Genomic DNA, 19,344 nt, shown 5'->3' on the forward strand with positions numbered 1-19,344 from the left:
TTAATTTTCTATTTTTTTTAGAATTTTTTCTATATCCTGAAATTCAATATCAAAAATGTTATCAATAATTTTTTCAATAATATCATTATCGGCGTAATCCAATTTATAGATTATAGATTCGATTTTATTTCCAAATTTTTTCAATAATAATTTTTTAGCTATCTCTCTTCTACTCTCTTCTTTACCTTCTTTTCTACCTTCTTTTCTACCTTCTTTTCTACCTTCTTCCAAACCTTCTCTTCTACCTTCTTCTAAACCTTCTATTTTAGCTTTTTCTTTACTTTCTTTTATTGCTTCCTCAACAGTTCTTACAAAATTTTCAAACATATAATTCACCTCCTTAATTTCCTCAAATTCTATATCCGTGTCTATTATCTTTTCTCGTTTTACCAATACTTTTATTATTCCGTTTATGTATTCACCAAACTTTTCTTTTTCTTTTTTCGAAATATTTCCTTGAATAGTTGATCATAATATCCCATTTGCATCCCCCTTATTAAGTTTGTTGTTTGGCTTATTATTTGTTTTTATTATTTGAAAATAGTTTAGAGATATATTTATAACAAGAGCAACAATTAAAATTGCTGTCAAAGCTTTAATGTTTGGATTATAAAATTCAAAGAAATATAGGCTATTATACACAGCTACATAGATAATTAAATTTAAGAAAGATTTGTTAGAAATTGTGGTTAATAATATTGCTACAAATGCCATCACAATATATAATAGAAAGAGATTTAAGTCATTTCTGAGTATAAAAAGTATTCCAATGTAACTAAAAGTAATAGCGATAAATATAAGAAACCTTTTTAGAATTTCTGGATAATAATGTAATAACAATAATCTTAGATTATTTTTGTTGAAAAAGGAAAATATGTATCCACTCAATGAAATAAACACAAATATTATTATTCCCAGTATTTTAATATATCGATTATATATATCTGGTGGTTTTAATAATGGAGAATCTATAAAATATGGTTTTACAATTGTATTTTTCTTCAACGATGCATCGTATAAAAAAACCTTTATATCTTTAAAAATATTATCAAAATATCTGGTATTTTTGGGAATATATATTTTCATAATATTATCTTCCAGGCTTAAAACTGCCTTTGCTTTTTTGGGAAATGTTTTTGTATATTTTAAATTTTTACTTTCAATAGGCAAAGAACCATAATACAAATATGGTTCTTTTTGGAATATGTGATCAAATATCATATTCGACAGTAGCATGATTCCAGTAAAAGATAATAGCATAATTATAAAAGTAACCCATTCTTTTTTTAAATGCATATTTATATTCGCCCCTCAGAAATGCTTCTTTTCTTTAAAATGCCCAGAGCAAAATTATTATTTATTTCTTCAAAATTTTCAAAGATTTCGCCGGAAATTATATCTTCAAATAACAGCTTTTCATTAAATTCCAAAGAAGTTCCAGATTCATCAATAGCTTTATTACATATTGCTTCTATTGCTAATTTAGAATCTGTAATAACTATTACACTTAGATTATTTTTTTCTTCAAAGAAGTTTTTTAAGACGATTAATTGCTCGATTTCCACATCTGTTTCATCTAATATTAAAACTATAATCTTTCTGAATTTTGTTTTATTTTTTAATATTTTTATAAAATCTGTTGTGTTCCATAATTCTTTTGAAATAATATGAAAAATTCTATGGCTAAAAAAAGAAAGATTTTCAGCATCTATTCCTTCTAAAAGATATTCTTCGGTATATTTTTTTGGAGAAATAATTATCTTAAATAATTTTTCAAAGAGAAAAGAGGGATTTTTTGTCAAAATCCCTAACCTTTCTCCTGTATTTAATTCTATATCAGGAAATTCTATAGATGTATTTGAAATTTTTAATAAAAGTTCTTCCATTTATCATTCCTCATACTATTTTATTATTTGTTTTTTAATTTTAAATATTCTTCCCAGTCTTTTGAAAATCTTTCTATACCTCTATCTGTTAATGGATGCATAAAAAGTTTTTCTAAAACACTAAATGGTATTGTAGCAACATCGCATCCCATCTTTGCAACTTCAACAACATGATATGGGTGTCTTACACTTGCGGCAATAACTTCAGTTTCAAAGCCATAATTATAGAAAATCTGTAAAATTTCTTCTATTAATTCAAGTCCCTGGTTTCCAATATCATCAACTCTACCTATAAACGGACTTACATATGTAGCACCGGCTTTTGCGGCTAATAGAGCCTGTAAAGGACTAAAGACAAGAGTAACATTTGTCTTTATTCCTTCGGAAGAGAGAGTTTTTACAGCTTTTATTCCATCTTTTGTCATGGGAATTTTTATAACAACATGTTCACTTATTTTAGCTAATTCCCTTGCTTCTTTTACCATATTTTCATAGTCCATTGATACAACCTCAGCACTTACCGGTCCCTGAACAACATCGCAAATTTCCTTTACTCTTGTTTCGAAATCAATATTTCCTTCTTTTGCAACAAGTGTTGGATTTGTGGTTACTCCATCAATAATGCCCCAATCCTTTGCTATTTTAATCTGTTCAATATTTGCAGTATCCAGAAAAATCTTCATATTGCCACCTCCGCAATAGTTTGTATATATTTATTATATCACAAATATAAGGGTTCGCAAATGCGAACCCTTATATTTTATAGTATTAAAATTATTTTTCTTTTGCAACAACTAATCTTATATTTCTAATCCATAAATCGGCGTTTAATGTTTTAGAATGAGAGCTTCCAAAAGTCCAGAAAATAACTCTTAAATATTTAATCTGTTTTTTATATGCAAGATCATTAACATTAAATTTTACTCTAAAATCAGTAGAATTTTTTAAAGGCATTGGGTTAATCCATAAGTATTCTTTAAACGGATAATCTGAAGAACTCCACACAAAAGCAATTTTATCAAGAGTATTTTTGTTTTCATCTAAAAATGCAAAAATAATCCCTGCAACGCTATAAGCTTTTTGATCAAGATTTTTTCCTTTTGTGACCAATCCTGCAATTTCTGCATAAAATTCTACATGTGTATCTTCGCAATAAGGTAACTCAAAATCTTTATATAAATTATTTTCAGAAAAACCATTTTTATGGATTCTATACCATACCGTGTTATTTAAAGAAGATAATTCATTTTTATTTTCATCTTCTCTTCTTCCGCCAATTTTCCATAATGAATAATCTTTTGGCATGAAGAATTTAAATTCATGATAAATGGTTTTTAAATTCATATTTGCAGATTCTGGAACAATATTTCCATTTACAGTTATATCTCCTTTTTTTACAGCTTGTTTTGCCATATCGTTTCCATTTACAAGATAATATTGATTTAACAGCTCTTTTACATTATCATCGATAACTATGATTCTTTTATCAGAAAAACCTGTTAAATCATTTTCTGGCGATACAACGGTAACTTCATATTGATTTGATGAATCCAGTAAAGAGCCTCTAAAAACAGTATTTCCAATAACATAATATGTTTCTGGAAATACCATAGTTCCTAATAAAATCAGAACAACAAACAGAAATCCTTTCCTCATAATATCCTCCTCCTTGAAAGATATAATTAAATAATATTTTCCCGAATTATATATCGGCGGATTTTTTTAATACTTTTAATTTTAAAAATACGAAATTTGATGTTATAATAATAAGGAAAAATATTGAGTAGGTGATACAGATGAAAAAGACTCTTGTATTTAGCAATCATTCAGACGAAATGCGCGTAGCACTACTTGAAAATGAAAAATTAATGGAAATCTTTTTTGAAGATCTGGAAGTTGGAAAATTAACAGGAAAAATATTTTACGGAAGAATAGAAAATGTTGTTCCGGCTCTTGAATCCTTTTTTGTAAATATTGGAGCGAAAAAAAACGGTTTTCTGCGATTTAAAGATACAACTATAGATCCTGATACATTAAGAAGAGGATCATTTATAATTGTGCAGGTAAAAAAAGATGGCGATGTCAGAAAAGGGCCACAGCTTACCATGCATATTAATATTCCCGGAAAGTATATGGTATATATGCCATTTGGCGAAAATAGCATAGGAATTTCAAAAAAAATTATGTCATTATCCGAAAAAGATAGACTGAGGGAAATTGGGGAAATGTTAATAGAAAACGAAGAAGAAGGTATAATCTTTAGAACGAACAGCGAAAATGTTGATTTTGAAAGTTTAAAAGAAGAATTTTTTCAATTAAAGGAAATCTGGGAGAATATAAAGGAAAAAGCTAAAAATTCAAATAAACCGGCACTTTTATATGAAGACGAAAATTTTGTTGATTATATATTAAGGGAACGATTTGATCATTCGGTAAATGAGATTATAACAGATGATAAAGAGCTTTTTAAGAGATTTAATAAAGAGATAAAGGAAATAAATGAAAATGTGAAAATAAGAAAAGTCGATATAGATGCATTTTCATGGACTAATGTATATGAACAGATGGACGATATGTTTGCAAGGAAAATAGAACTTCCAGGTGGAGGGGTTATAACAATAGATAAAACAGAGGCGCTTACTGTTTTTGATATAGATTCTGCAGGTAATGTGCTTGGAGAAAATGTTGAAGACACTTCGTACAAAACAAATTTAGAAGCAACGGTTGAAATTGCAAGACAATTAAGGCTGAGAAATATAGCGGGAATTATATTAATAGATTTTATAGATATGAAAGATGCAAAACATAAAGAAGAAATAATAAATCTTTTTAGAGAAGAATCAAAAAAAGATAAAGCGAAAATATCAATTTCTGGATTTACAAAATTAGGGTTATTGGAATTATCAAGAAAAAGAACAACTCCTTCAATTGATGCTTTGTTATTTACACAATGTCCAATTTGTCAGGGGACAGGAAAAATAGCATCGCCAAGGATTGTTTTTAGAAGGGTTATAAAAGAGTTAGAAGAATCTTTGGAGGACTTAAAGAGAGGGCATAATATTAAAGAAGTATATACAAGTGTATATCATAATCTTTCAGGTTATTTCACCAAAGAGAAGAAAAAAGAAATAGAAGAAAAATTTGATGTAAAATTAGATCTTGATTTCAATTGGCCCGATCCTAATTCATATAATATAAGATATAGAAAGTAAAAGAGGGATGTATATGAGAATCCATTACCAGATACAGGAACAGATGTTTTCTGTATATGAAATGAAAAGAAAGGCAGATGTTTTAATTGTTGGGGGTGTGGAGATAGTTATAAAATCTGATTTAACGCTTCCACATATTGAATTAGCTGTTGATGGAATAGGAACGAGAATAGCCACTCATTTAAGAAAAATAGGAATAAGTCCTGTGTTATTTGATTATATTGGCAATGATGAATTTAATGAATTAATAAATAGCTATTTTGAAAAAAAGGAGATATTATTTTTCTGGTCAAGACAGCCATATGGAACCAGAAGAATTTTAAAGCTATATGGTGATGGGTTCAATAAAGTCTATAAAGATTATAGAAACATAGAAAATATTGACTATACATTTATATTAAACAATCTTTCAGAAATAATAAATGAAGTAAAAAGCGTATATATTATTTTAAGCAACTGGAATACAAAATTAATAAGGAATCTAAAATTATTGGGCAAATTTATCTTTTTGGATTTTGAAGAAACAATAAATTTCCCTGAAGATTCTGAAATATTTGGAGATTTCATCTTTATAAATGAAGAACTGGAATTGAAAAATGTAAAATATCTATATAAAATAACATTTATGAAAAATGGAAATATTGTTTTTGAATTTGATGACATAAAAGAAGAAATAATACCTTTTTCTGAAAAAAAAGAGTATATTTTTGAAGCAAAATCTGCATTTAAAAGTATAATTATTAATTCATTGTTAGATGGGAAAAATTTAAAAGATTCACTACTTCTTGGAAATATAGCCTATTCATATGCTGTTGAAAATAAAGGAAAACAAATATCAAGAAACTTATTATATGAAGAATTTTATAAAAGAAAAGATGGAAATGGTTGAACCATTTCCATCTTTTTATTTTTTAAAGAACTTTATAATTTCATCAGCAACCTTTTCCTTTTCAATATCATTAGTAACAACATGAGGACTTTCTTCTAATACCACTGTTTCTATAACCTTTGAAGAGATTTTATTTTTTATAGTACTGGCTACACTCATTGGTACAGCTTTATCCTTTTTTGAAACAATAATTAATGTATCGCTTTTTACACTCATAAGCCTACGCTTTGCCATTTTTTGTAAGAAATATAAATCAGCAGCTTTTGGAGGACAATCATAGCTCCAATATTCTTTAGCAATTTTATTTAATCCTTCTTCTTCAAAATGCTCAACCTTTTTTCTTTTTATTTTTTTTGTAAAGAATTTTAATACGGGGGTGAATTTTAATCTCCAATCGCTCGCTTCTATGGCAGGTGCTGCAAGTGCAATCTTTTCAGGATTAAATTTAGATGCAAGTATTAATGTTAATACTCCTCCCATAGAAAGTCCGGTGATGTAAACCTTTTCATACTTTGAATTCAATTCGATATATGCATCAGTAACTCTTCTTAACCAGTCTTTCCATGAAGTACTTAAAAAATCTTCAAAATTTGTTCCGTGGCCTGGTAATCTTGGTACATATACAGTAAATCCTTCCTCATTTAGTCTATGAGCAAGATAATACATTTCATGTGGAGTGCCAGTATATCCGTGTATAATTAAAACAGCAGTTTTTCCACCTTCTAAAAACAAAGGTTGAGAATTTTCATAAAGTATATGGGAATTTTCTGGAATATTATCAAAAAACATAATATCACTCTCCTTTGATTATCTGATTTTATTATATCACAGAATATTTTATAAAATTTATTAAAGTCCCCAGAAAAAATGACGAAATATAATATGAAGACATATAAAACAACGAAAATATCAGTTTTTAGACTTAATTAAAAAATTTTTTAAAGAAAAACTAAAGTAAAAAAAATTTCCGACGAAATATATTGTGAACACAAATTGAGATGAAAATAAAAAATTAAATAAATTTCACACGGAGGTGGAATTATGAGAATTTATCATAACGTAGAGGCATTAAACACATGGAGGACTATGAGTAATGTAAAAACAGAAATGGGAAAATCATTGGAAAAGCTATCATCTGGTTTAAGAATCAACAGAGCAGCAGATGATGCAGCAGGATTGGCAATCTCTGAAAAGATGAGAAACCAGATAAAGGGTTTAGATACAGCAATTAGAAACGCACAGGATGCCATTTCAATGATTCAAACAGCAGAAGGTGGATTAGATGAAGTTCATTCAATTCTTAAGAGAATGAGAGAACTAGCAGTACAGGCATCAACAGATACAAACACAGATGCAGATAGGGTACAGCTACAGAATGAATTTACAGAATTAAGAGACGAAATCAATAGAATAGCAAAAACAACACAGTTCAACACAAAGAATTTATTAGATGGATCATTAAGAGAAACAAGAGACGCATATGCAAAATTGGTAGCACCAGGTTCAGCACACTTTGAAGTAGGAACAACAGGAACAACATTAATCGATGGAAATATAGTTTTAGAAGTTGGACAATTCTCAGGAACTGCAACCAGTACATTAGAAGTTAGAGCAACTCTTGTTACAGCAGGAGGAACAAAAACAGTAACAACAAATGTTCAGGCAGGAAGCATAGCAATAACAGTTGGAAGTGCTCAGGTAAGTATTACATGGGATAAAACACAAATAGCATCTATTGATGATTTTGGAGGAACACTTGCAAAAGGAACAAAGGTAGATGGAGGAGCAGTTGCAGTATATGGACAGGTAACAGCAGGAGCAACAGGAGTAAATCCATTAAATTATCATATAGGAGCAAATGAAGGACAGGTAATAAACCTTGGATTTGAAAGTATGAAAGCAGATGATATAGGAATTACAACACATTTAAAGATTGATACACAGAGCGATGCAGAATTTGCAATAAGTGCTATAGATGCTTCAATATATAAAGTATCAGCATTTAGATCAAAACTTGGTGCAGCTCAAAACAGACTTGAACATACAATTAAGAACTTAGGAGTAGCATCAGAAAACTTAACAGCAGCAGAATCACGTATCAGAGATGCAGATGTTGCAAAGGTAATGGCAGAGTACACAAGACAGCAGATCTTGTTGCAGAGTGGAACAGCAATGTTATCACAGGCAAATCAGTTACCACAACAGGCATTACAATTATTGAGATAATAAATAATATAATTTCGGGCGGAATCTTTCGCCCGATTTTCTGCATAGACTAAAGTTTTATATATTACCGTCGATTAATAATTTAGGGAGGATTCCCAAATCAAAACATTTCACACGGAGGTGGAATTATGAGAATTTATCACAACATTGAGGCTTTAAACGCCTGGAGAACATTGAGTAATGTAAAGACAAACATGGGAAAATCATTGGAAAAGCTATCATCTGGTTTAAGAATCAACAGAGCAGCAGATGATGCAGCAGGATTGGCAATCTCTGAAAAGATGAGAAACCAGATAAAGGGTTTAGACACAGCAGTAAGAAATGCACAGGATGCCATTTCAATGATTCAAACAGCAGAAGGTGGATTAGATGAAGTTCATTCAATTCTTAAGAGAATGAGAGAACTAGCAGTACAGGCATCAACAGATACAAACACAGATGCAGATAGGGTACAGCTACAGAATGAATTTACAGAATTAAGAGACGAAATCAATAGAATAGCAAAAACAACACAGTTCAACACAAAGAATTTATTAGATGGATCATTAAGAGAAACAAGAGATGCATATGCAAAATTAGTATCACCAGGTTCAGCACACTTTGAAGTAGGAACAACAGGAACAACATTAATCGATGGAAATATAGTTTTAGAAGTTGGACAATTCTCAGGAACTGCAACCAGTACATTAGAAGTTAAAGCAACTCTTGTTACAGCAGGAGGAACAAAAACAGTAACAACAAATGTTCAGGCAGGAAGCATAGCAATAACAGTTGGAAGTGCTCAGGTAAGTATTACATGGGATAAAACACAAATAGCATCTATTGATGATTTTGGAGGAACACTTGCAAAAGGAACAAAGGTAGATGGAGGAGCAGTTGCAGTATATGGACAGGTAACAGCAGGAGCAACAGGAGTAAATCCATTAAATTATCATATAGGAGCAAATGAAGGACAGGTAATAAACCTTGGATTTGAAAGTATGAAAGCAGATGATATAGGAATTACAACACATTTAAAGATTGATACACAGAGCGATGCAGAATTTGCAATAAGTGCTATAGATGCTTCAATATATAAAGTATCAGCATTCAGGGCAAAACTTGGTGCAGCTCAAAACAGACTTGAACATACAATTAAGAACTTAGGAGTAGCATCAGAAAACTTAACAGCAGCAGAATCACGTATCAGAGACGCAGATGTTGCAAAGGTAATGGCAGATTATACAAGACAGCAGATCTTGTTGCAGAGTGGAACAGCAATGTTATCACAGGCAAATCAATTACCACAACAGGCTTTACAATTATTGAGATAATAATATTTAATTTAATAATTCAATCCAGGCGTAATAAAAGGGCGAAGGGATTCGCCCTTTTTCTTTATATAATAAAAATAAAATAACCCTCCAATAGGAGGGTTTTTGTAATAAATATCAATATACCTTTGATTTTTTGATCCAGTTAATAACAATAGGACTTGCAATGTAAAGTGATGAATATGTACCAACTATAACACCTATTGCAAGACCAAATGCAAATGGAGCAATTGCCTTTCCGCCCCAGAGAAGAATTGGCAATACAACAAGGAATGTTGTAATAGATGTATTTAATGATCTAACAATAACTTCGTTTATACTAATATTAACTATTTCTTCTATATCTTTTTTACCTCTTAATTTCTTCATATTTTCTCTGATTTTATCATATACAACAATAGTATCGTTTAATGAATAACCTGCAAGTGTTAAGAATGCTGCAATGGCTGCTACATTAATTTCAATGCCGAATAATGAATAAAAACCAAGAGTAATTATTATATCATGTGCAAGAGCAATAATAGCACCTACACCAAATGAGAATTTAAATCTTAATGTGATGTAAGCCAATAATAATACTAAAGAAATAATAACAGCATACCATGCATATGACTTAATTTCTTCTGCAGCATAACCTGAAACATCGTTGAATTCAAGAAAATCTATTGTTATGCCTTTTTCTTTAAATGAATTTTTCATTGTTTTTATTAAGTTTTCCTTTAATGCTGTGGAACCTGATAATGATTCTTTTAAAACAATTGAATATTGAAATAAACTTGCATTTTCAACATTTAGGTTTTTGAGTTTTACTATCTTTGCTGTTGCGTAGTTAGAATTTATATCTGTTAATACATTTCTTATTTCATCTATTTTTAATTCTTTGTCAGCTGAAATAACAAATTCTGTTCCACCGGCAAAATCAACACCGAGATTAAAACCTTTTGTAAATACAAAAATTAAACTTGCCAATATTAATAATAGAGAGAGTGTTATAAATAGTTTTCTTTTTCCAACGAAATCAATCATTAGTTTCCCTCCTTTACAGCCGTTTTCTGGTACTTCTTCACGTTGATTAGATGACTTGTTGTTTCAAGAATAGACCTTGATACAACGAGGTTTGTAAACATACTACCAAGAACACCAATAATTAAAGTAATAGCAAATCCTCTTACTGTACCAGTTGCAAAGTAGTATAATACAACACCGGCTAATACTGTGGTTAAGTTAGCATCAAATAATGTCCAGAAAGCCTTATCAAAACCAAATCTAACGGCTGTTAGAGGAGGTCTTCCGTGTCTTAATTCTTCTTTAATTCTTTCATAAATAATAACATTACCATCAACTGTTGTACCAAAAGTTAAGATAATACCAGCAAGACCAGGTAATGTAAGAATTGCGTGTGTTCCGGCTAAAACACCGAGTAATAATACAGAGTTGAATATTAAAGCAATATCTGCAACTACACCCATCCAACCATAGAATACAATCATATAAACCATAACAACTGCAAGCCCTAATAAACCTGCTTTTACTATTGTTTCAACAACATCTTTACCCAATGTTGGTCCAGTTGTTCTTTCCTGGAATTTAACAAGATCTACAGGAAGATTTCCAGCTTTAATTAAAGCAGCAACATTTCTTGCTTCGTCAATAGTCTGAATTCCTTCAATAACAGCAGAACTGCTTGTTATTTTCTGGTTAACAACTGGAGCAATTATAACTCTGTTATCAAGAATAATAGCCAATCTTTTTCCTACGAGATTACCTGTAATTAATTCGAATTTTTTGCTTCCCTGTGAACTGAATTTTAAGTTAACAAGAAAACCTTTTTCTCTTGTGTTGATATCTGCATTTGCATCAACAACATCTGTTCCTGTAAATTCAAATGGTTCTTTACCAAATGTAAATATCTTCTGTACTTTATACCATGTTGTTTCATCATACATATCTCTTACATAATCATATAAAGGTTCATCTTTTCCATTTATGGTTACATATCTATTTCTTCTAATTTCAGGTTTTGCATCTGAGGTTTGAACATCAATAACTTCGGCAAAATATAATTTACCTCTACTACCAATTAATTTTTCTGCTGTTTCTATGTCTGTAATACCGGGGATTTCCACCCTAACCCTTATTTTGTTTCCACTAACAACTTTTGAAACAACTGCTTCTGTATATCCAGCTGCATCCAATCTTTTTCTTAATACGAGGATAACGTTGTCAATAATTTCGTTAGGATCTGTTCCTTCATCCAGCTTCATATCATATTCAAGCATACTTCCGCCTTTAATATCAAGCCCGAGCTTGATATTTGAAAAATACTTTAAAATACCTTCTTCGTTGTTGTTAGTGCCTGTTGGCCAGAAAAACATCAATAAAGCTGCTACAAAAACAAGTACTGAAACGGTTACTCTAACTTTGTGTGCTTTCAAGAAAATCTACCCCCTTGACTATTTTTTGCTGTTTTCTTTATTATCTTCTTTGTTGGATTTTGATAAAACTGCTACTACAGAATTTTTTGTAATATCAAGTTCTGTTCTATCTGCAGTTCTAATTCTTATGAAATCGTTGTTTATGTTTACAATTTTACCAATGATACCTGATTGTGTAAGGATTTTATCATCCTTTTTTAACTTTGAGATCATTTCTTTGTGTTTCTTTTCCTGTTTTTTCTGTGGCATTATAATTAAGAAATACATTAAACCAAACATAAGTAATAATGGGAATAGTAACCCCCAAATACTTCCTGTTTGCGCTGTTGTTGCGGTTTGTGGAGCCGCAGCTGCTTCTGGTGGACCAAATAATAAAATTTCTTTTATGCTATTAAAATTCATGAAAACTTCACCTCCGATATATTTTTTCTACAATATTATAACACAGAATTATGATTTCTGAAAATTTTTGTGGTATAATTCTACCAGGATTTCTTAAAAAAATATAGAAAAATTTAATGACGAAAAAATTAAGGGGGTTGATTATTATGGAACTTTTAAAAGAATTAGAAAAGGTTATTGAAAATCTCGCAGAAAAATATAAAAAGGTAAAAGAAGAAAAAGAAGCCTTAAAAAAGGAAAATGATGAATTATATGCTGAATATGAAAAATTATCAAGAGAAAGAGATGAATTGAAATCACAACTTGAAGAATTAAAAAGAAAAGAAGAAGAAACAGAAAAGTATATTCAGGAAATTAATTATAAGTTAAAGGAAATTATTGGTGATGAAGTGGAAGAGGTTGTAAATGAGGTTGTTGAAGAAACTGTTGAAAATCCTTCTGCAGAATCTCACGAAAATCAGGGATATGAAGAACAGAAATGGTAAAATTTTAGGCGGTGACATTTGTGGGAGATAAGAGGCTGAAAAAAATACATTTTGATTTCCTTGGACAAACATATGAATTTCTTACTGATGAACCGGAAGAAATTGTAAATGAAATTCTTGATAATATAAAAAAAGATGTTGAAAATATATACAGTCAAGCAAGCAATATGGAGCCTGTGCACATATTGCTTTACCTGCTATTAAATGAGCATCTTGAAAAGATAGAATTAAAGAAAGGATTAAAAAAATTAATTTCCAAAGCCTCTGATGTCTCCCGCAAAAAGGAATAATGGGGTGTAAACAATGAAAATAGGTTTTTTTGATTCTGGAATAGGCGGATTAACCGTATTAAAAAAGGTGGTCGGGAATTTTGGAGGCCACCAGTATTTTTATTTTGGAGATACATTAAATGTTCCTTATGGTTCAAAACCTGTAAATAAAATAATATCTGTATTAGAGGAGTTGTTTGAATTCTACGATTCAAACAACCTGGATATTGTTATTGCTGCATGTAATACATCGGATTCTTTAATCACTCGTGGATATATGAATATGAATAAATATAATTTTAAGTATATTAGCATATTAAAAAATGCAGTAAGGTCAATTAAAAAAAATGATGAAGTTTTATTGCTGGCAACTGAAAATACTATTAATACGGGAACATATAGAGAATTAATATTGTCAAAAGATGTAAAAAAGCTTAAAGAGATTCCATGTCCTTTATTTGTACCATTAATAGAAGAAGGGATCTGGCATGGACCCATAGCAGAGTCTATAGTAAATTTTTATTTGAAAAATCAAAAAAAATTTAGTAAAATTTTGTTAGGATGTACCCATTATCCAATATTGGAAAAACACATAAAAAAAGCAGTAATAGGAGAAATAATTGACCCAGCTGATTATATAGTTGATTATGTAAGAAATGATATTCCGTATTTTAATGATATACCGCAAATTACTTTTTATGTTTCGGGATATATTAATAAATTTAAATACAATGTTGAAAGAATTTTAGGGAAGAATAATTATAAAATTTCATATATTCATAAAGTTTTTGGGGAGATGGGGGTGGAAATATGAAACAGAGAAATGTATTGTTGATTACCGGTTTGTCCGGGGCAGGCAAAACAACTATTTTAAAGATACTTGAAGATATAAAATTCTATACAGTTGATAATGTTCCACCACATCTAATTGAAGAATTTATGAACATGATTTTGGGAAGTACCGATATAGAAAATATAGCTTTTGTTAGTGATATTCGCTGGAATGCACCTGATGAATTGAAAAAAGCAGTATTAAAGCTTCAAAAGAAAAAAAATAAAAATATAGATTTCAGGGTAATTTTTCTTGATTCATCACCTGAAACAATAAAAATAAGATTTAAAAAATCAAGAAGGAAGCATCCTTTGCAGGATTTACAACCATCACTTGAAAAAGCAATAGAAAAAGAAATTGAATTAATGACACCAATAAAGGAAATTTCTGATATTATTATAGATACTACCAATCTTGAACCCAAAGATTTTAGAGAAAAGGTTCTTGAATTAATAGAGCAAAAGAAACAGAAATATTCCACAGCTGTAAAGATAATAAGTTTTGGTTTTAAATATGGAGTTCCAAATGATCTGGATTATTTATTTGATGTTAGATTTTTATCGAATCCGTATTATATAAAAGAATTGTATGTTTTAACCGGGAAGGATAAGGAAATACAGGAGTTTCTGGAACATTTCCCAGAAACCAATGAAACTTTTGAAAAAATATTTGATTTTATTTCAAAGGTTCAGGAATGGTATTCTTCAACTGGACGTGTTTCAATTAATGTTGGAATAGCATGTACAGGTGGAAAACATCGTTCTGTATATATTGCAGAAAGATTATACTCAGCATTAATTAAAAAAGGTGTAAAAGCTTCTATTGAACATAGAGATATTAATAGGTGATAAAAATGTCTGTTTTTTCTGAAGAGGTAAAAATGGAATTGATAATGTCGAAAATAGAATATCCTGAAGTTGAATTATATGGATTTATAAAAGGAAAAGGAAGTTTTGTTATTGAGGAAAATAACAGATATTTAAAAATATCAATTTCTTCAATGAATACTTTAAAAAGATTATATAAAATTTCCAAAGAAATATTTGGTGAATGGATAACAACTTATATAAAGAATGAAAAACGCTTACATATTGGACGAATGGGGGAATTGATTTTTAATTTGATGCATGCTAAAATGATTTTTGAAGAAAAGGGGATAGATTTATTTTCAGATAAAGTGCCTGAATATATATCAGATGATCCATATATTTTTGGTATATTTTTAAAGGGATTATTTTTAAGTTGTGGTTCGGTTTCCATTACAAAAAATTATCATCTTGAGTTTTATTCAGATTTTTCTGAGGAGTTTGCGCAAATTATAATAGAAAATTTACAAAATCTTATTGGAATCAAAGCCAATTATATAACAAAAAATAATAAAATAAAGATATACGTGAAATCGTCTAAGGATATATTGAATACACTTGAATTACTTGGAGCCCACAAATCAGTGGAAAAGATATCAAATACAATAAAAGTTCGCGAATTAAAAAGCAATGTCTCGCGAACCTTTAACTTTATTTCAGCAAATGCGACAAAAACAGCAGAAAGCGCTTCTAAACAGATTGAAGATATAGAAATAATAGCTGAAAAGATGGGGCTGGAAAATCTTCCTGATGATTTAAGAGAAATAGCTCTTTATAGATTGGATAATGAAAGCGAAAGTTTAAGTGAAATGGCAGAAAGTTTGAACATTTCAAAATCTACGCTTTATTATAAAATGAAGAAAATATCAAAAATTGCTTCGAAAATAAAAAGGGGTGAAATAGAATGAAATGCCCTTACTGTGGACATGATGAAACAAGAGTGCTTGATTCCAGAACAATTGCAGATGGAACTGTTACAAGAAGGCGTAGAGAATGTTTAAAATGTAATAGTAGATTTACCACATATGAACGATATGAAATGCATAAGGTTTTTGTTATAAAGAAAAATGGAGAAAGAGAATTGTTTGATAGACAGAAAATTTTAGATGGATTAATCAAAGCATGTCATAAACGTTCAATAAGTTATGAACAATTGGAAAATGTTGCAGGTCAGATAGAAGAAGAAATTAGAAAGATGGGAACTTCTGAGATAGAAAGCGCTAAAATAGGAGATCTTGTGATGAAAAGGTTAAAAGAATTGGATCATGTTGCATATGTAAGATTTGCATCGGTATATAAGGAATTTGGAGATTTAGATCATTTCGTTAAAATAATCAATGATTTAAGAAAAAAAGAAGAAAATAATTAATTAAGGAGGTTCAAATATGGTTCCAGGAGAAAAAATACAATTAACCAGAGAAGGTTATGAAAGTCTTGTTAAAGAAAAAGAAGAGTTGAAAAATAAATTGATGACAGAAATTGCAGAAAGAATTAAAGAAGCAAGGGAATTGGGAGACCTTTCAGAAAATAGTGAATATGAAGAAGCAAAGAATGAACAGGGTAAAATAGATTCAAGAATTAAAGAAATTGATTATATACTTGAAAATGCTGAAATAATTGATGAGTCAGAAAGTAACACTGAAGAGATAAATCTTGGGAATACTGTTATAGTTAGAGATTTATCAAAGAATATAGAAGAAACATATAAAATAGTTAATTCTCAGGAAGCAGACATTTTTTCAGAACCAAAAAAGATCAGTTCAGATTCACCATTAGGTAAGGCATTGTTGAAAAAGAGGATAGGAGATAAGGTAAAGTTCAAAACTCCATCTAATAAGATAAAGGAACTTGAAATTATTGCTATATTGAAATATGGAGGTGCTTGATTTGAGCGACGTAAGAAAACAGAGATTAGAATTAATTGAAGAAATTAGAAAAGAAGGGAAGAATCCTTACCCTTACAGATTCGATAAAGAAATGAAGGTTGAAGAAATTAAAGAAAAGTATGGAAATATTGAATCTGGTGAATTAAAAGAAGAGGAAGTTTTTAAATTTGCCGGAAGAGTAATGTCAATTAGAAAACACGGTAAATCAGCATTTTTGGTTTTAAAAGACGATACAGGAAGAATTCAGGCGTATATTAGAAAAGATAAAGTTGGAGAAGAAAAATTCAATGAATTTAAGAAATATATGGATATTGGAGATTGGGTTGGAGTAGAAGGATTCCCATTTAAAACTCATACAGGTGAGTTAACAATACTTGTTCTTGATTTTGAAATTTTATCAAAAGCATTAAGACCATTACCGGAAAAATGGCATGGTTTAAAGGATAGAGAAGTTAGATATAGACAGAGATATGTAGATATGATAGCAAATGATGAAAGTTTAAAAACTTTTGTTACAAGATTTAAAGCAATTAGGTATATCAGGGAATTCTTATATTCGAAAGGGTTTACAGAAGTTGAAACACCTACATTACATCCAATACTTGGTGGTGCAAATGCAAGACCATTTGTAACACATTTAAATGTTTATGATGTTGATATGTATTTAAGAATTGCACCAGAATTATATTTAAAGAGATTAGTAGTTGGTGGAATGGAAAAGATTTTTGAAATTGGTAAGAATTTTAGAAATGAAGGTGTTTCATATAAGCATAATCCTGAGTTTACAATGATGGAATTGTATCAGGCTTATGCTGATTATACAGATATGATGAGAATAACAGAAGAAGTATTATCATATGTTGTTGAAAAAATCCACGGAACAACAAAGATTGTATATGATGGTGTAGAGATTGATTTTAAACCTCCGTTTAAAAGAGTAAAAATGAGAGATTTTATAAAAGAACATCTTGGTGTTGATATATTAGAAGATCCAGATGAAAAGTTGTCTCAGGTATTAAAGGATCATGGAGTGGAAGTGGAATTTGAAGATAAAGCACATTATATAGATGAATTATGGTCATTGGTAGAGGATAAAATTGTACAACCAACATTTGTTTTAGAACATCCTGTTGAAATTTCACCTCTTGCAAAAAGACATAGGGAAGATCCAAGGGTTACAGAAAGATTTGAATTAATAATATATGGAAGAGAACTTGCAAATGCATTTAGTGAATTAAATGATCCAGTTGATCAGCTTCAGAGATTTAAAAAACAGGTTGAAATGAAGGAAAAAGGTGATGAAGAAGCACAAATGATGGATCTTGATTTCATTAGAGCGCTTGAATATGGATTACCTCCAACAGGTGGATTGGGAATAGGTATAGACAGATTTATTATGTTCTTAACAGGTGCTGAAACAATCAGGGATGTTATCCCGTATCCAATTGTTAGACCAATGAAATTTGAAGATGAAGAAAAATTAATGGAATCCGACGAATAAAATTAACTTTATTTAAATATTAATTTCATCTTTTTGTATATAATATATACGGTATAATTTTCAAAAAATAATAAAATAAAATAACATAAACAGGAGGCTGATGAAAATGGCAAGAGTATGTGAAGTGTGTGGAAAAAGACCAACAGCTGGAAACTATGTTGCTCATTCAAAGGTAACCACAAGAAGATGGTGGAAACCAAATATTCAAAAGGTTAAAGTTGTTTTAGAAGATGGAACAATTAAGAGAATGAATGTATGTACAAGCTGTTTAAAGGCTGGTAAAGTAAAAAGAGCAATATAACAAAAATAATAATGCCCCTTTTGGGGCATTTTTTTATTAAATATATAGATTAAAATCTACGATTAATAAAAGGATAGAGTATGATTTAAATAGAAAAATATATTAGTATGTATAATTGGAGAACTATGATTAACATTAAAATGATATAATTACAAAAAGGCGGGATAGAATGACTTACAACGAAAATGTATTTATCGAAAAAGTTAATCTAAGAAAATTACTGTATCCTGGGGATTTAATAGATGTTGAATTTCCCGAACAACATATTGTAGCAAATAGCAGAATACTTGATATGAGTTTTCAGAAAAGGATCGCAGTAATACTTCCACCTTATCATAAAAATCGAAAGATAGAAACATATAGCAGGGAAAAAATAATAATTAGATTTTATGATTTTTCAGCGAGTGTTTTATTTAAATCTCATATTTTAAAAAATAGTATGGAAGGTATTATTATCTATCTTCCACGTATTGCGTATAGAATTCAAAAAAGAATGTTTTTTAGAGTTTCCATAATAAGAGAGGGGATATTACTTGATGAAGAAAATAATAAAAAAATTAGATTTGAGACAAGGGATTTTAGTGCTGGTGGAATGCAAATTATAACAAAAAGTACGCTGGAAAAAGATAAAAGATATATATTAAAAAACCTGACAATAACAGATGATTTAATACTAGAGGATATTGAAACGATGGTTGTTAGAAGTTTAGGGCAGAATTTATATAAAGAAAATATATATGGAATGAAATTTTTAAATGTTAATTATAAACTGGAGAAGAAAATAGTAAGATTTGCTAATTTATATTCGATAAAAGCAAGACATGGTGCTGTGGGGGAATAA

The 19,344-nt window shown here is 29.7% G+C and carries 23 protein-coding genes; 14 read left to right on the plus strand and 9 right to left on the minus strand.

Going from position 1 to position 19,344, the window contains the following annotated elements; genetic code table 11:
• The 5 genes from LN42_RS10880 to LN42_RS09290 all read right to left on the minus strand — a co-directional run bounded on the left by LN42_RS10880 (window position 1) and on the right by LN42_RS09290 (window position 3,542).
• Window positions 1-327 (minus strand): hypothetical protein, encoded by a 327-nt coding sequence (locus LN42_RS10880; RefSeq protein WP_075780727.1) that lies wholly within the window; start codon window positions 325-327, stop codon window positions 1-3.
• A 141-nt stretch (window positions 328-468) separates the two neighbouring features.
• The gene (locus LN42_RS11005; RefSeq protein WP_014297251.1) at window positions 469-1,296 is read right to left on the minus strand and encodes a hypothetical protein; all 828 of its coding nucleotides are present in this window, start codon (window positions 1,294-1,296) and stop codon (window positions 469-471) included.
• 2 nt (window positions 1,297-1,298) lie between these two features.
• The gene (locus tag LN42_RS09280; protein ID WP_075780728.1) at window positions 1,299-1,886 is read right to left on the minus strand and encodes a hypothetical protein; all 588 of its coding nucleotides are present in this window, start codon (window positions 1,884-1,886) and stop codon (window positions 1,299-1,301) included.
• Window positions 1,887-1,909: 23 nt separating this feature from the next.
• Window positions 1,910-2,569 carry a fructose-6-phosphate aldolase gene (gene fsa / locus LN42_RS09285; protein WP_014297253.1) on the minus strand — a complete coding sequence of 220 codons (660 nt, stop codon included), beginning with the start codon at window positions 2,567-2,569 and terminating at the stop codon, window positions 1,910-1,912.
• A gap of 91 nt (window positions 2,570-2,660) precedes the next feature.
• On the minus strand, window positions 2,661-3,542 hold the full coding sequence (locus LN42_RS09290; RefSeq protein WP_014297254.1) for a hypothetical protein: 882 nt from the start codon (window positions 3,540-3,542) through the stop codon (window positions 2,661-2,663).
• Window positions 3,543-3,682: 140 nt separating this feature from the next.
• Between LN42_RS09290 and LN42_RS09295 the strand changes: the two genes are divergently transcribed.
• Both LN42_RS09295 and LN42_RS09300 read left to right on the plus strand, forming a co-directional pair.
• Entirely contained in the window at window positions 3,683-5,098 is a 1,416-nt protein-coding gene (locus LN42_RS09295; protein ID WP_014297255.1) for an Rne/Rng family ribonuclease, read from the plus strand.
• A gap of 13 nt (window positions 5,099-5,111) precedes the next feature.
• Window positions 5,112-5,987, plus strand: a complete 876-nt coding sequence (locus LN42_RS09300) for a hypothetical protein (RefSeq protein WP_014297256.1) — start codon at window positions 5,112-5,114, stop codon at window positions 5,985-5,987.
• 15 nt (window positions 5,988-6,002) lie between these two features.
• On the opposite strand, the gene LN42_RS09305 is transcribed toward LN42_RS09300, so the two are convergent.
• Window positions 6,003-6,776: a carboxylesterase gene (locus tag LN42_RS09305; RefSeq protein ID WP_014297257.1), complete on the minus strand. Its 774-nt coding sequence runs from the start codon at window positions 6,774-6,776 to the stop codon at window positions 6,003-6,005.
• 252 nt (window positions 6,777-7,028) lie between these two features.
• On the opposite strand from LN42_RS09305, the gene LN42_RS11200 reads away from it, so the two are divergent.
• Window positions 7,029-8,213, plus strand: coding sequence for a flagellin (locus LN42_RS11200; RefSeq protein WP_075780729.1), 1,185 nt, complete (start codon window positions 7,029-7,031; stop codon window positions 8,211-8,213).
• A gap of 128 nt (window positions 8,214-8,341) precedes the next feature.
• On the plus strand, window positions 8,342-9,526 hold the full coding sequence (locus LN42_RS09315; protein ID WP_075780730.1) for a flagellin: 1,185 nt from the start codon (window positions 8,342-8,344) through the stop codon (window positions 9,524-9,526).
• Window positions 9,527-9,643: 117 nt separating this feature from the next.
• Here the strand turns inward: LN42_RS09315 and secF are convergent, their stop codons facing one another.
• Genes secF through yajC form a run of 3 tightly spaced genes read right to left on the minus strand, consistent with a single transcriptional unit; the run spans window position 9,644 to window position 12,363 of the window.
• Window positions 9,644-10,552, minus strand: a complete 909-nt coding sequence (secF, locus tag LN42_RS09320) for a protein translocase subunit SecF (protein WP_014297260.1) — start codon at window positions 10,550-10,552, stop codon at window positions 9,644-9,646.
• Window positions 10,552-11,961 carry a protein translocase subunit SecD gene (gene secD, locus LN42_RS09325; RefSeq protein ID WP_075780731.1) on the minus strand — a complete coding sequence of 470 codons (1,410 nt, stop codon included), beginning with the start codon at window positions 11,959-11,961 and terminating at the stop codon, window positions 10,552-10,554. The genes secF and secD overlap by 1 nt, the downstream gene beginning before the upstream one ends.
• Before the next feature lie 18 nt (window positions 11,962-11,979).
• Window positions 11,980-12,363, minus strand: a complete 384-nt coding sequence (gene yajC, locus LN42_RS09330) for a preprotein translocase subunit YajC (protein WP_014297262.1) — start codon at window positions 12,361-12,363, stop codon at window positions 11,980-11,982.
• A gap of 146 nt (window positions 12,364-12,509) precedes the next feature.
• Between yajC and LN42_RS09335 the strand changes: the two genes are divergently transcribed.
• The 10 genes from LN42_RS09335 (at window position 12,510) to LN42_RS09380 (ending at window position 19,344) form a co-directional block, all read left to right on the plus strand.
• The gene (locus LN42_RS09335; RefSeq protein WP_014297263.1) at window positions 12,510-12,848 is read left to right on the plus strand and encodes a hypothetical protein; all 339 of its coding nucleotides are present in this window, start codon (window positions 12,510-12,512) and stop codon (window positions 12,846-12,848) included.
• Window positions 12,849-12,868: 20 nt separating this feature from the next.
• Entirely contained in the window at window positions 12,869-13,138 is a 270-nt protein-coding gene (locus tag LN42_RS09340; protein WP_014297264.1) for a hypothetical protein, read from the plus strand.
• 13 nt (window positions 13,139-13,151) lie between these two features.
• Window positions 13,152-13,931 carry a glutamate racemase gene (murI, locus tag LN42_RS09345; RefSeq protein ID WP_075780732.1) on the plus strand — a complete coding sequence of 260 codons (780 nt, stop codon included), beginning with the start codon at window positions 13,152-13,154 and terminating at the stop codon, window positions 13,929-13,931.
• Window positions 13,928-14,797: an RNase adapter RapZ gene (rapZ, locus tag LN42_RS09350; RefSeq protein ID WP_014297266.1), complete on the plus strand. Its 870-nt coding sequence runs from the start codon at window positions 13,928-13,930 to the stop codon at window positions 14,795-14,797. Before murI ends, rapZ begins: the two co-directional genes overlap by 4 nt.
• Before the next feature lie 32 nt (window positions 14,798-14,829).
• A complete protein-coding gene (whiA, locus tag LN42_RS09355) occupies window positions 14,830-15,723 on the plus strand; it encodes a DNA-binding protein WhiA (protein ID WP_014297267.1) in 894 nt (297 codons plus the stop codon).
• On the plus strand, window positions 15,720-16,184 hold the full coding sequence (gene nrdR / locus LN42_RS09360) for a transcriptional regulator NrdR (protein ID WP_014297268.1): 465 nt from the start codon (window positions 15,720-15,722) through the stop codon (window positions 16,182-16,184). Before whiA ends, nrdR begins: the two co-directional genes overlap by 4 nt.
• A 16-nt stretch (window positions 16,185-16,200) precedes the next feature.
• Window positions 16,201-16,701, plus strand: coding sequence for a transcription elongation factor GreA (gene greA / locus LN42_RS09365; RefSeq protein ID WP_014297269.1), 501 nt, complete (start codon window positions 16,201-16,203; stop codon window positions 16,699-16,701).
• Window positions 16,688-18,202: a lysine--tRNA ligase gene (lysS, locus tag LN42_RS09370; RefSeq protein WP_041638612.1), complete on the plus strand. Its 1,515-nt coding sequence runs from the start codon at window positions 16,688-16,690 to the stop codon at window positions 18,200-18,202. Before greA ends, lysS begins: the two co-directional genes overlap by 14 nt.
• 106 nt (window positions 18,203-18,308) lie before the next feature.
• A complete protein-coding gene (gene rpmB / locus LN42_RS09375; RefSeq protein ID WP_014297271.1) occupies window positions 18,309-18,503 on the plus strand; it encodes a 50S ribosomal protein L28 in 195 nt (64 codons plus the stop codon).
• Window positions 18,504-18,672: 169 nt separating this feature from the next.
• Window positions 18,673-19,344: a flagellar brake protein gene (locus LN42_RS09380; protein WP_075780734.1), complete on the plus strand. Its 672-nt coding sequence runs from the start codon at window positions 18,673-18,675 to the stop codon at window positions 19,342-19,344.

Source organism: Marinitoga sp. 1137 (genome assembly GCF_001941525.1).
Lineage (GTDB): Bacteria > Thermotogota > Thermotogae > Petrotogales > Petrotogaceae > Marinitoga > Marinitoga piezophila.

Coding starts and splice junctions, on each gene's coding strand:
- LN42_RS09295 (WP_014297255.1), top strand. CDS start 3,683: ATGAAAAAGACTCTTGTATTTAGCAATCATTCAGACGAAATGCGCGTA.
- LN42_RS09335 (WP_014297263.1), top strand. CDS start 12,510: ATGGAACTTTTAAAAGAATTAGAAAAGGTTATTGAAAATCTCGCAGAA.
- LN42_RS09280 (WP_075780728.1), bottom strand. CDS start 1,886: ATGGAAGAACTTTTATTAAAAATTTCAAATACATCTATAGAATTTCCT.
- LN42_RS11200 (WP_075780729.1), top strand. CDS start 7,029: ATGAGAATTTATCATAACGTAGAGGCATTAAACACATGGAGGACTATG.
- yajC (WP_014297262.1), bottom strand. CDS start 12,363: ATGAATTTTAATAGCATAAAAGAAATTTTATTATTTGGTCCACCAGAA.
- LN42_RS09290 (WP_014297254.1), bottom strand. CDS start 3,542: ATGAGGAAAGGATTTCTGTTTGTTGTTCTGATTTTATTAGGAACTATG.
- LN42_RS09300 (WP_014297256.1), top strand. CDS start 5,112: ATGAGAATCCATTACCAGATACAGGAACAGATGTTTTCTGTATATGAA.
- secF (WP_014297260.1), bottom strand. CDS start 10,552: ATGATTGATTTCGTTGGAAAAAGAAAACTATTTATAACACTCTCTCTA.
- greA (WP_014297269.1), top strand. CDS start 16,201: ATGGTTCCAGGAGAAAAAATACAATTAACCAGAGAAGGTTATGAAAGT.
- murI (WP_075780732.1), top strand. CDS start 13,152: ATGAAAATAGGTTTTTTTGATTCTGGAATAGGCGGATTAACCGTATTA.
- LN42_RS09315 (WP_075780730.1), top strand. CDS start 8,342: ATGAGAATTTATCACAACATTGAGGCTTTAAACGCCTGGAGAACATTG.
- LN42_RS11005 (WP_014297251.1), bottom strand. CDS start 1,296: ATGCATTTAAAAAAAGAATGGGTTACTTTTATAATTATGCTATTATCT.
- nrdR (WP_014297268.1), top strand. CDS start 15,720: ATGAAATGCCCTTACTGTGGACATGATGAAACAAGAGTGCTTGATTCC.
- rpmB (WP_014297271.1), top strand. CDS start 18,309: ATGGCAAGAGTATGTGAAGTGTGTGGAAAAAGACCAACAGCTGGAAAC.
- LN42_RS10880 (WP_075780727.1), bottom strand. CDS start 327: ATGTTTGAAAATTTTGTAAGAACTGTTGAGGAAGCAATAAAAGAAAGT.
- lysS (WP_041638612.1), top strand. CDS start 16,688: ATGGAGGTGCTTGATTTGAGCGACGTAAGAAAACAGAGATTAGAATTA.
- LN42_RS09305 (WP_014297257.1), bottom strand. CDS start 6,776: ATGTTTTTTGATAATATTCCAGAAAATTCCCATATACTTTATGAAAAT.
- whiA (WP_014297267.1), top strand. CDS start 14,830: ATGGAATTGATAATGTCGAAAATAGAATATCCTGAAGTTGAATTATAT.
- rapZ (WP_014297266.1), top strand. CDS start 13,928: ATGAAACAGAGAAATGTATTGTTGATTACCGGTTTGTCCGGGGCAGGC.
- fsa (WP_014297253.1), bottom strand. CDS start 2,569: ATGAAGATTTTTCTGGATACTGCAAATATTGAACAGATTAAAATAGCA.
- LN42_RS09380 (WP_075780734.1), top strand. CDS start 18,673: ATGACTTACAACGAAAATGTATTTATCGAAAAAGTTAATCTAAGAAAA.